This window comes from Roseibium aestuarii (genome assembly GCF_008477545.1).
Classification (GTDB): Bacteria; Pseudomonadota; Alphaproteobacteria; order Rhizobiales; family Stappiaceae; genus Roseibium; species Roseibium aestuarii.
Genome location: NZ_VORA01000002.1, coordinates 276768 through 288704, shown reverse-complemented (window position 1 = coordinate 288704; position 11937 = coordinate 276768). Strand labels below are relative to the sequence as shown.

Below are 11937 nucleotides of genomic sequence, written 5' to 3'. Positions count from 1 at the left end.
CTTTTCCACTTGCTGGAGGCGTCAAAGCTCCGGGTCGTCTTCCAGGTCGCGCGGCTTGACGAAACGCTCCAGCGTGCCGCTGCCTTCACCCAGATCGGACCAGCTGCGGTGCGGGAAGGTGAAGATGGCGAGCGCGCCGGTCGGATATTTCTCGGCCATGTCGTCATAGCCTTCCACCAGACCCGAGCCGTAGAACAGGGCCGCCGTCTCCTCGATGGCAGGGTTGTGACCGATGACGAGGACGGTCTCGGCGGAGGTGTCCAGGTTCTGCAGGAGGGAGAGGTAGTCGAGTTCGCTGTCCTCGTAGAGCTCGCCGCGCAGCTGGATGTCCGTGTCGACGGTCAGGAAGGGCAGGAGCTCGGCAAGGGTCTCGCGGGTGCGCAGGGCGGTCGAACAGAGGATCAGGTCCGGCGGCGGACAGGTCTCGCTCAGATAGCCGGCCATCATGTCGGCGGCCTTGAGCCCGCGCGGATTGAGCGGGCGATCGAAGTCATCGAGGGACGGGTCGCCCCAGTCTGACTTGGCATGGCGAAGAAGCATCAGGCGCAGCACGGTGTCCATCACCTCCCGGACAGGACGAGAAGCGTCGATCTTACCCGGAAATGGCTTCGGGAAAAGCCGTTTCGCGTCTGGCGCGCAGGGTCAGCCCATCTGGTTGAGAAGGCGCACGAAGGCATCCAGCGCGGGGCCGACCTCAGCCTCCTGCACCGGCAGGCCATAGGAGAGCCAGAGCGTGTAGTCGGCTTTCTGGCCCGCGAAATACCACAGGGTCTCGCACAGGACGGGGCTGGTCCAGTCGCGGGTCTTGAAGGAAATGCCGGTGGAGGCGGGGCCGGACAGGGCCACGCGCTCGAAGCCGGCGGCCTGGAAATTCTCCAGGTAATGCCGGGCGACCTTCTCGCCGGTGCCGCTCAGATGCTGGCGCAGGATGGCGGACATGCCACCGTCGCCGGAATAGATGCAGGCCGCCATGCGGTCGCCATCGGAGGCCAACACCTTGGTCCGGTAGAAACGTCCCACCTGATCGGGGCAGCGCAGGCCAGAGAAATGCCGCATCCCTTCCACATCGCTCTGCCAGCCGATGCTCTCCTGGGAGAGCAGGGTCTGGGGCGTCGGCTGCTGGGCAAGCGAGGCCTGGGGCGGACCGACGAGACCCGCGAGGACGAGACCGGCGCCGAGGAGGCGCCGGCGGGCTTGCGGGACGTGCGATTGGGCGGACATGGCGGGCTCAGCGATCGCGGCGGGCCATGAAGGCCAGACGCTCGAAGAGATGGACGTCCTGCTCGTTCTTCAGCAGGGCGCCGTGGAGCGGGGGCACCACCGAGCGGGTGTCGGAGCTGCGCAGCACTTCCGGGTCGATGTCCTCGTTGACCAGCAGCTTGAGCCAGTCGATGAGCTCGGAGGTCGACGGCTTCTTCTTCAGGCCCGGCACGTCGCGGATGTCATAGAAGAGGCGCATGGCTTCGTTGAGCAGACGCGACTTGAGGCCGGGGAAGTGGACTTCCACGATCTCTTCCATGGTTTCCCGGTCGGGGAACTTGATGAAATGGAAGAAGCAGCGGCGCAGGAAGGCGTCGGGCAGGTCCTTCTCGTTGTTGGAGGTGATGATCACGATAGGGCGCTGATGCGCCTTCACGGTCTCGCCGGTCTCGTAGACGTGGAACTCCATGCGATCGAGTTCCAGCAGAAGGTCGTTGGGGAACTCGATGTCGGCCTTGTCGATCTCGTCGATCAGCAGGATGGGCCGGACGGGGGCGGTGAAGGCCTCCCACAGCTTGCCCTTGCGAATGTAGTTGTTGATGTCGCGGACGCGTTCATCGCCGAGCTGGCTGTCGCGCAGGCGCGAGACCGCGTCATACTCATAAAGACCCTGCTGGGCCTTGGTGGTCGACTTCACGTGCCATTCGATGAGGGGGGCGCCAAGGGCGGCCGCCACCTGCTGGGCCAGCACGGTCTTGCCGGTGCCCGGCTCGCCCTTCACCAGCAGGGGGCGCTCAAGGGCAATGGCGGCATTGACCGCCACCCGCAGATCCTCGGTCGCCACATAGGCATCGGTACCTTCAAAGCGCATGGGTGCTTCCGTCTCGTCTTGCTGTCGTTGCGCGGCCGGTCTGCCGTCAGCCCTCCGGGCCACGGGCCTCTGCCGCTCTTCGGGCGAAGACTAGGGCTCAGGGCGGGGCGGTGCAAGCGGGCACGGTGCCCTGCCCACGGGCGCAGCGGCGTGCCGCGGGCCGCAGCTCCCCTTGCCCGGCAAGAAGGGATGCCAGTGTCGGTCAAAAACTGCCGCAAGGTCGGAATCTTTTGCCGCTCTGCTGCCGCAGCGGTCGGTTGGGTGGCGGGCAAAAAAATCGAAGAAAAATTCTAAGTCATTGACAAATAAGAAGAAGAAAAAGTGACAGGCGGTTGGCACGGCTGTTGCGACAGGCTGGCAAGTGTATCTGGGCGCTGGGCCCGCTAGCTTGATAGAGGAAGTAACATGGGTATCTACGGGGCAATCAATGCTGCAGTCTCCGGCCTGAGTGCTCAGGCGACCGCGCTGGAAAACCTGTCGGGCAACGTCGCGAACTCGCAGACCACGGGCTACAAGCGTCTCGACACCACCTTCTCTGATCTGGTGTCCGGCGGCGGGGCGACCCAGGCCTCCCAGGTTTCCGGCACCAGCTATGCCACGTCGCGGGCCACCAACACCCTGCAGGGCGACATCTCCGCCAATGACGTGGACACCTATCTCGCCATCAATGGCGAGGGTTATTTCGTCGTGACCAAGGCCAATGACGTGGTGGATGGATCCACCACCTTCGCGGACACGAATTACTATACCCGCGCCGGCGACTTCGAGATCGACGAAGAAGGCTACTTGGTCAACAGCTCCGGCTATTACCTGACCGGCTACGAGCTCGATCCGGACACGGGCAACGCCGTGGGCGATGCGGTGTCGGTGGTGAAGATCTCCGACCAGCCGCTGGCGGCCGAGGCGACAACCCAGGTGGACTATCAGGCCAACCTGCCCACCGTGCCGCAAAACGAGGCATATGACGGTTCGGATCCGGACACGGCCCTGCTCGACACGGCGACCGTGGGCACCGATGACATTGCCGCTGCCGACGAGCAGACCTTCCTCGACCAGTCGATTACCGGCGGCTCCATCACCATCTACAACGAGAACGGAACGCCCCTGAACGTGGAAATCCGCTGGTCCAAGACCCTGAATGCGGACCCGGGCGTGCCTCAGCTCGACACCTGGACCATATTCATGGGGTCGGGTGACAATGATCCGGCCTGGCTGGAGATCGGCAACGTGACCTTCGACGGCAGCGGTGAGATGGACACGCTGACCGCCGGTGACGGCTCCACCACCGTGGCCGTGAGTGCTGCGGGCAACAGCTTCGAGATCGCCTCCATCACCGTGGGCGACGTGACGGCTGCCAATGTGGAGGTCTCCTTTGCCGGTGGCTCCCTGACCCAGTATTCGGATTCCGCCGGCGTGGCCTCCTCGGTCAGCATCGAGCAGGACGGTTATCCGGCCGGTGAAGTGACCGGCATCTATGTGGACGAGGCCGGACGCATCAATGCGACCTATTCCAACTCCCAGGTTCGGGCGCTCTACGAAGTGCCGCTGGCCACCTTCAAGGCGGAGCAGAACCTGCAGCGTATCGACGGCGCGGCCTTTGCCGCCACTCCGACCTCGGGCGAGGCGGATCTTTCCGGCGGCGGCTCCATCATCGCCAATGCGCTGGAACTCTCCAACTCCGACATCGCGACCGAGTTTTCCAAGCTGATCATCACCCAGCAGGCCTATTCGGCCAATACGCGGGTGGTTTCGGCCGCAGATGACATGCTCACGGATGCCCTGAACATGGTGCAGTAACCGGCTGAGGCGGCGGGGGTCCTGAACCCGCCGCCCGCCCGCGTCCGGACCAGAAGGCTGAGGAGGCGCAGACATGGGTTTGACATCCGCTCTCAACACGGCGCTGTTCGGCCTGACCTACAATCAGAAGCAGCTCGACGTCACCGCAGCCAATGTGGCCAATGCGGACACGCAGGGCTACTCGACCAAGCAGATCGCCGCCAACGTCTTCTTCGACGGGGAAGGCAATGTCTCGGGCATCCTGTCGAGCAAGGTCACGCGGGTGGTCGACCTGACCATCCAGAAGTCCTATTTCGGCTCCCTGGCCGAGACCAACTATGCCTCGCAGATCTCCGAATTCACGGCCCGCCTGGACGAGCTCTTCGGCACGCTGGAAGACGGTCTCGGGCTCAATACGCTGATGTCCGAGCTGAGCAACTCGCTGACCACCCTGGTCAACGATCCCTCGTCCTATGCCGCACAGCAGGAAGTCGTCTCGGCCGCCGAAAGTCTGGCGTTCCAGATGAACCGGGCCTACGAGAGCATCAACGAGATGCGCGAGACCGCGGACAATGCCCTGCAGGAGCAGGCGGAAGACGTGAACTCGCTGCTGCGCTCCATCGAGGATCTGGATGCCCGGATCCTGGAGGCACGCAACGACAACGGCTCCATTTCGGATCTGATGGACCAGCGCGACCGCTATGTGGAACAACTTTCCGGGCTGCTGGATGTGGTGGTTAGCGAGGAGGCCGGCGGCACGCTGCTGATCCGCACCCACAATGGCAACCAGCTTCTGGCCAACAATCAGGCCTCCATCGTCTCCTTCCAGCCCACCGCCACGCTGCGGCCGGGGCAGGAGGGCAACACGATCGTGGTGACCACGCCGGGGGGTACGGATTTCGATCTGATCTCCAGCTCCGACAGCGGGTCAATCAAGGCGCTTGCAGAACTGCGCGACGAGATCCTGGTCGAGGCGCAGACCCAGCTCGACACGCTTGCCGCCGAATTGTCGCTCGCCTTTTCCAACGTGGACGTGGCCAGTACGGCCACCACCGTCGGGGTGGAAGAGGGCTTCGTGCTGGATCTTTCGGCCCTGCAGGCCGGCAACACGGTGACCCTCGACTATACGGACAGCACGGGGACGGCGCGCACGGTGACCTTCGTCGCCGTTGAGGATGCCGCCTTGCTGCCGCTCGACGACACGGCGACGGCCCGCTCGGACGATACGGTCTATGGCATCGACATTTCGTCGGGCAACACGGCCGATTACGTCATGGCGATGATCGCGGCGCTGGCTGCAACCGATCTGGCCGTTTCCGACGACGGTTCGGGCAATCTCCAGATCCTGGGCGACACGGGCACGAATACGACCGTGGAGAGCCTGAAGGCGAACGTGACGCCGAGTGCCGACACGGGGCAGGGGCTGGGTCTGTCGATCTTCGTCGACACCCGCAACGGGGAAGAGACCTTCACGGACAGTCTGGAAGGGGGCGGGCAGCGGCTGGGCTATGCCAGCGGCATTGCCGTGAACTCCAGCTTGCGGGCCGACAGTTCCCTGCTGGTGACCTATCAGACGTCGCCGGCCAATTCCCTGAACGATTCCTCCCGGCCGGAATATCTGCTCGGGCAGCTGACGGGCAAGGTGGTCGCCTTTGACCCGGACGCCGGGATCGGCAGCAGCAGGACACCCTATCAGGGGTCGCTGCTGTCCTACGTGAACCAGATCGTCGCGCATCAGGGGGATCAGGCCAGCGATGCCCGCTCCTATGCCCAGGCGCAGGAAACGCTGACCACCAATCTCGCGGTGCGTTACGAGGAAAGCTACTCGGTCAATGTGGACGAGGAGCTGGCCTTCATGGTCGAGCTGCAGAATGCCTATGCGGCGAATGCCCGGGTGATGCAGGCGATCGACGAACTTTTCGATGTTCTCCTGAATACGGTGTAGGTGCGTCATGGCCATTGATACGATCACCACGTCCCGCCACTACCTGACCAAGCAGGTGACAAGCCTGTCCAAGACCCTGAACGAGAAGACCGTTCAGCTGGCGTCCGGAAAGTCGGGCACGACTTACGGGTCGGTGGGCAACAGCCGTCTTCTGGATCTGGAACTTACCCAGAAGGTGAAGCGCATCGAGGCCTATGAGGAAACCATCGTCCAGGCCAACCTGCACATCGAGACCCTGAATCTGACGCTGGAGCGGCTGGAGGACATCCGCATCGACGGCAAGGCCTCCATGGACCTCAATGATTACGAGCTGCAGTCGGACGGGCAGACGCGGACCCAGGCGACGGCGGAGCTGTTGCTCTATGAAGCCGCCAATCTGCTCAACACCGAGGTGGCGGGCTATTATCTCTACGGCGGTGGCGTAGCCTCCGAGGATCCGGTGACGCGGATGGATGCCATCCTCGATGGCGCGGGCGACCGGGCGGGTCTGCGGCAGGTGATGGATGAGTTCCGTCAGGCCAACCAGGGCCCCAATGCCAACGGGCGTCTGGATGTCTCTGCCCTGACGACCAACTATGTGGCCGCGGTGCCGACGGACAGCACCTTCACCGTCGCCGAGGATGGAGCCCATGATTTCGGGTTCGACCTGTCGTCGGTCACCTCCGGTCTCACCAATGTCAGCGTCACTGGCCCTGCGGGGCCGGGCACGGATCCGGACAGTTTCGACATCCAGTTCACCGGTCAGCCGACGCTTGGCGAGAGCATCAGCATCGAGCTGACCCTGCCGCCGGCCCATGACAAGGCGGTCACGATCGAGCTGACGCTTGCCGCCAGCAACACGGTTCCGGACACTTTCGCGCTGGGCGCGGATCTGGAGGAGACCGCGGCGAACCTGCGCACGGCGCTGAACACGGCGCTGGAACGGGAGGCAGCGACCTCTCTGCGCGCGGCCTCCGATGCCTGGGCCGGTGACAGCTTCTTCAATACCTTCGCCGGGGCGGATCCGGTGCGGGTGGACGGACCGCCCTTCGATACGGCCACGGCGACCACCTCGGGCGCGGGCACCACCGTCGAGTGGTATGTGGGCGAGAACACCGCCACCACGGATGCGCGCACCGACAAGACCGCCGTGATCGACGACAATCTCACGGTCAATTACGGGGTGCGGGCCAATGAAGAAGGGCTCCGCGACCTGATCAAGGCCTTGGCGGTGTTCGTGGCGGCGGACTTCTCCGGCGGGACCCAGACCGACGAGCTCTACTACGGCGATGTGGCCGCGGCGACACGGGCCATCCTGGCGCCGACGAGTTCGGACGAGTCCGGCATCGTGGATATCTCGACGGATGTGTCGCTTGCCTATCGCACGGTGGATGCCACCAGCGACCGGCACGTGGTGCAGAAGTCGAGCTTCAAGACCACCATCGAGGAGATCGAGGGGGTGGACAACGAGCTGCTCGCCGCCGAGATCCTGCAGCTCCAGACCAATATCGAGGCGTCCTACCGGGCGTCCTCCATCGTCTACCAGCTGACGCTCGCCGACTATATCTGAGCCGGCGAGGCGCTGGGCCGCCTGTTTCAGCAAGACCTTTTCAGACGATCCTTTGCAATGATCCCGGGCGATGGCGTCATCGTCCGGACCGCCGGGAGAGACGGACGTTTCCGGGTCCGGTCACTTCCGACCTCCATCTCGAGGTCCGGCGGCCCTTTTCAGCACATCCGACTTCATTTCTGAAAGCAGAAAGCCGGCGGCGCGGGCAGCGCGCAGCCGGCTTTACATCATTTCGGGTAGAGGCTGGGCAGGGCCGCCGCGCTCAGCCCTGTTCGGGGCGAGCGCGCAGACCTTCGGCAATGTTGCGGTTGATGGTGATCAGCGTCGTCAGCTTGTCCGGATTGGCATCGGACAGGACGGTCAGCGTGTGCTTGAAAATGAAGACGGCGAGGGAAGCCAGGTTGTTCTTCACGTCCTGGGGAAGCTGGCTGTCCTTGCTGGTCGCGGAGGTGACAAGCACCGTCCATAACTTGCGGTTATAGGTAAGCGCTTCATCCTTCTCGGCGAAGGACGCGGATTCCCACTCTTCCTTAATCAACTGGAGCCGCGCGGCGGCCTTCATCAGGAGATTCGCCTCCAGCTCCCTCGGCGAGACCGCCACCTGGCTTGCTTTCTGATAAGCCTGCGCTGCCTGCTTGTACATGACCGATCAGCGTCCCTTCGTACTCGATGAGCTTTCTTGCTTCCTTGAGAGCCTTGTAAAAGGCGCCGCTGATGATCGCGTTGCTGATCTTCGTCACATACGGGATCGTACTCGGGGCGGCCTTCACGATATCATTGACCAGTATGAAGTAATTCTCCTTCACGCGATCCACGTCCGTCGACAGATACATGAGCTGTACAGCGAGGTAGATGCGTTTTGCCGGGGAATTGGCCGTAGCTGGCGTCAGAATATCCTTCTCCCGGAGAATTGGAGCCTGGCCTTCGATAAACAGACGGGTCCGCTGATTGTCATTGGTGATCACGCTGTCACCAATGATGATCCGCTCGCCCGGTTTCAGTTCAACCTTGAGGGCCATGCTCAAGCCTCCACGTAAAAGTATCCATCACCACTATTGAACAAAGGTTAACGGCGTATACTGTTCTTTTAACCAATATAACCGTTACCCTTACCCAAAGAGACTCAGGACGCTCTGCTCCGCCTGGTTGGCGAGGGAGAGGGCGGTGGACGAGAGCTGCTGCCGGGTTTGCAGGGCCAGCATGTTCGCACCTTCCTCGTTCATGTCGGCAATGGTCAGGTTGCCTGCACCAACTTCCAGAGTGTTAATCAGCTCTTCCGTAAAGTTCGTCCGGATCTGCACCGTCGACAGGCTGGTGCCGAAGGTGCCGGCAGAACTGCGCAGTTCTTCCAGAGCATTGTTGATGGCCTGAAGGACGCGCTCGATGTCCGTGTCGTCGGCAAAGCCGGAGTCGGTTGCCAGAAGGTTCACCGTCCCGTCGGTTGTGGCGAGCTGATCGACGTTGAAGTCGTCGTTGGTGCTGGAAATGTCCCAGGAGACTTCGCCGATCAGGCTGATGCTGCCGCCGGAGAAGGAGGCATCCAGACCTTTCACCGACTTCAGCAGGCTGACCAGATCGGCCACCGTGGTGTCGTCATCGATTTCGAGCGACGCGGCTTCGAAATTGTTCCCGTCGGTGATGTAGAGAATGTCTTCGGCCGCGAAGCCGCCCGAGGAGGTCAGGGTGGCATTGGCCGTCATCGGCGTGGTGGTCAGGGTCGTCGGAATGGTGGTCGCCGTGGCGCCGCCATTGGTCGCGTTGCCACCGCCCGTTGCATCCTTGGAGACGCTGAGCGTCACAGCGGGATTGAGGCCGGAGACCACGGTGATCTGGTCGTTGTCCTCGTCGAATGTGGCCTTGATGCCCTGCACGTCATTGAGAGCATTGACGTAATCCTGAACGGTCACGATGTCCGTGCCCACCTCGAAGGTGGTGGTGGTCGTGCCGTCGGACACGGTCACGATGTCGCCATTGGCCCAGTCGGCGAGAGACGAGAGCTCCGAAGATGCCTGCAGTCCGGTGAGGTCGATCGTCGTCACGCCGGACGCGAGGGAGAAGGATGCGGTGGCACCGAGGCCCGTTTCCAGATCGGAGAGGGACAGACCCGTGGAGAGGGAGGTGTCCGTGTAGTCGACCGGGTAGATCGTCAGATTGGAGGTGCTGTCCTCGTTGAAGATGACCTCGAGCTCGTTGCCCGGGCCGGCCAGCAGGTTCTTGCCCTTGTAGTCGGAATCGCGGGCCAGTTCCTCGATCTGCTGCAGGATGTCGTTGTACTGCTGGGTCTTGATCTTGCGCTGGTATTCGCTGGAGGTCTGAAGCGCCTGATTGGCGATGGCCTTGGCGGATTCCACCAGCTTGGTGATCGCGGTGATGCCGTCATCGGCGGCGCGGATCGTCTGGATCGCCTGACCCATGTTGTCGAGCAGGTTCGACAGGTCGCTGGCGCGGTCATTCAGACCAGCCGCGGTGAAGAAGGAGTTCGGATTGTCCAGCGCCGAATTGACCTTGAGGCCGGTCGCAAGGCGATTCTGGGTCGTGGACTGCAACTTCGCCGTATTCTTCAGCGAGAGCAAGTTATCCCGAACGGCACTTGAAAGAACAATATCGCTCATCTGGGCTCACCGCATTTTCTGATCCGCCGCCAAGACTGACGGCATCCGTCATGGGTCAGGCGACAACTGCCTGACTGTGCAGTGAGTGTAAATGAAAAGTAAACAGGCTTGTCAGGGGGAGAGGGTTTGTTAACCCGGGTTACTCAGAGATTTCTCCCAAATCCTCGGAAAACATGAGGGAATTTGCCCATCTCTAACCCTGCGGAAGGGTGAAAAAGGCAAACGGGCGGAGAAATCTCCGCCCGTTCCGGGGTCGATCAGGGTGCCGTTGCGTTCGCCTGATTCTCTCTCAGAAGAGCGAGAGAACCGTCTGGTCCGCCTGAGAGGCGAAGGACAAGGAGGTGGAGGCGAGCTGCTGGCGGGTCTGCAGGGCGAGAAGGTTTGCACCTTCCTCGTTGGTGTCGGCCAGCGTCAGCTTGCCCGCACCTTCCTGCAGGGTGTTGATCAGGGTCTTGGTGTAGTCCTGACGGATTTCCACGGTCGACAGGTTGGTACCGAACTCGGAGGCCTGGGCGCGCAGGTTGGACAGCGCGGTGTTAATGCGGTCAATCACGGCGTTGATCTCGTTATCGGTGGCGAAACCGGAGTCCTGTGCCGCGTTGATCGTGACCCCCGTCGTGGAGCCGAAGGCGGAGGCGGCAAAGTCTTCCGCATTGTCGCTGGTCAGGCTCAGGTCCGTGTCACTCTCGATGGTGATCTTGCCGGTCGAGGTGGAGAAGCTGGCGCTGACGCCGTTGAAGTCGTCAATGAAATCAACGAGATCGGCGACGGTGCTTTCTGCGGTGATTTCGTAGGAGCCCAGTTCGTAGCCGTTGCCGTCTTCCAGGGTCAGGATGTCGCCGGCGGTGAAACTGGCGGATCCGGTGAGAAGCTGGGTCGAGGCGGTGAAGTTGGCCGTGGAGACCGAGACCAGATCGGTCGGCGCCGCGGTGCCGCCGTTGTCGTCGTCGGAGTTGTAAAGGAAGACGTCGTCGTTGGAGGTAATGCTCAGGGCGCCGGTGGTTTCATCGAATTCGGCGCGCACGCCGGCAACCCCATCCAGTGCTGTGACCACATCCTGGACGGTGGTGTTGGCCGTGACCGTCAGCGTGGCGACTGCGGAACCGCCGCCGGAGGCTGCCGTGCGCAGGGTGAGGACGTCACCCGCAGTGATGGAGGCGAAATCCGTGATCAGCGATCCGGAGCCGAGCGCGTCGCCGCTGCCATCGGTCAGGGTGATGGAGGAGGCGCCACCTTCGAGCTGGAAGGAGGCTGCGCCGCCCTTGGCTTCGGCGAGATCCGTCAGGTTTAGGCCGGTGGAGAGGGTGGTGTCGGTGTAGTCCACCGCTGCCACGGTCAGCTTCGAGGTGTTGTCCTCGTTGAAGATCGCGGTGAGATTGTTGCCTTCGCCACCGAGCAGGTTCTTGCCCTTGTAGGAGCTGTCCTTCGCCAGTGCCTCGATCTGCTGCAACAGGTCGTTGTACTGCTTGGCGAATTTGGAGCGCTCGTACTGGCTCTGGGTCTGCAGGGCCTGGTTGGCCTTGGCCTTGGCGGATTCGACCAGCTTGGTGATGGAGGTGATGCCTTCATCCGCGGCCTTCATGGTCTGCACCACCTGGCCCATGTCGTCGAGCAGGTTGGTGAGGTCACTCGCACGGGCATTCAGGCCCGAGGCGGTGAAGAAGGAATTCGGATTGTCGAGGGCGGAGTTGACCTTGAGGCCGGTTGCCAGGCGGTTCTGAACGCCCGACATCATGTCGGCGGTGGACTGCAGGGTAAGCAGGTTCTGCCGCACGGCGGCGGAAAGGGTAATGTTGTCAGCCATTTGAAGCCTCTTCTGGGCATAAACTCACAATGGTCTTCCTGACCATCTCGAGGCTGACAATGAAGTGGTAACCTTAATGATTGGTTAATTGCCGCATTCTGGGAATTCTTCCTCTGCGTCGGCTTGTGGATGTCTTTGGGTTTTCCTTTTTCTTTCAGGGTCTTCCCTTGCGCGAGAAAC

10 protein-coding genes are annotated in these 11937 nt (G+C 62.3%); 3 read left to right on the top strand and 7 right to left on the bottom strand.

The features are described 5' to 3' along the window. Positions 1-21: 21 nt before the first annotated feature. From FR728_RS09925 to FR728_RS09915, 3 genes are all read right to left on the bottom strand, one after another. Positions 22-561: a SixA phosphatase family protein gene (locus tag FR728_RS09925; RefSeq protein ID WP_149892522.1), complete on the bottom strand. Its 540-nt coding sequence runs from the start codon at positions 559-561 to the stop codon at positions 22-24. An 81-nt stretch (positions 562-642) separates the two neighbouring features. Further along, positions 643-1221 carry a hypothetical protein gene (locus FR728_RS09920; RefSeq protein ID WP_208998757.1) on the bottom strand — a complete coding sequence of 193 codons (579 nt, stop codon included), beginning with the start codon at positions 1219-1221 and terminating at the stop codon, positions 643-645. Between the two features lie 7 nt (positions 1222-1228). Further along, complete coding sequence (locus tag FR728_RS09915; protein WP_149892521.1) at positions 1229-2071, bottom strand: AAA family ATPase; 843 nt, start codon at positions 2069-2071, stop codon at positions 1229-1231. Between the two features lie 405 nt (positions 2072-2476). Here FR728_RS09915 and FR728_RS09910 point away from each other — a divergent pair, with 405 nt between their 5' ends. The 3 genes from FR728_RS09910 to FR728_RS09900 all read left to right on the top strand — a co-directional run bounded on the left by FR728_RS09910 (position 2477) and on the right by FR728_RS09900 (position 7341). Then, positions 2477-3868, top strand: a complete 1392-nt coding sequence (locus tag FR728_RS09910) for a flagellar hook protein FlgE (RefSeq protein WP_149892520.1) — start codon at positions 2477-2479, stop codon at positions 3866-3868. Between the two features lie 73 nt (positions 3869-3941). After that, on the top strand, positions 3942-5792 hold the full coding sequence (flgK, locus tag FR728_RS09905; protein WP_149892519.1) for a flagellar hook-associated protein FlgK: 1851 nt from the start codon (positions 3942-3944) through the stop codon (positions 5790-5792). A gap of 7 nt (positions 5793-5799) precedes the next feature. Further along, positions 5800-7341 (top strand): flagellar protein, encoded by a 1542-nt coding sequence (locus FR728_RS09900; RefSeq protein WP_149892518.1) that lies wholly within the window; start codon positions 5800-5802, stop codon positions 7339-7341. 262 nt (positions 7342-7603) lie between these two features. Here the strand turns inward: FR728_RS09900 and flaF are convergent, their stop codons facing one another. The 4 genes from flaF to FR728_RS09880 form a co-directional block, all read right to left on the bottom strand. Continuing rightward, on the bottom strand, positions 7604-7984 hold the full coding sequence (gene flaF, locus FR728_RS09895) for a flagellar biosynthesis regulator FlaF (RefSeq protein WP_149892517.1): 381 nt from the start codon (positions 7982-7984) through the stop codon (positions 7604-7606). After that, positions 7872-8360, bottom strand: coding sequence for a flagellar biosynthesis repressor FlbT (gene flbT, locus FR728_RS09890; RefSeq protein WP_149892516.1), 489 nt, complete (start codon positions 8358-8360; stop codon positions 7872-7874). Before flbT ends, flaF begins: the two co-directional genes overlap by 113 nt. Positions 8361-8450: 90 nt before the next feature. Next, positions 8451-9953: a flagellin N-terminal helical domain-containing protein gene (locus tag FR728_RS09885; RefSeq protein WP_149892515.1), complete on the bottom strand. Its 1503-nt coding sequence runs from the start codon at positions 9951-9953 to the stop codon at positions 8451-8453. A gap of 289 nt (positions 9954-10242) precedes the next feature. Further along, entirely contained in the window at positions 10243-11757 is a 1515-nt protein-coding gene (locus FR728_RS09880) for a flagellin N-terminal helical domain-containing protein (protein ID WP_149892514.1), read from the bottom strand. Between the last annotated feature and the right edge of the window lie 180 nt (positions 11758-11937).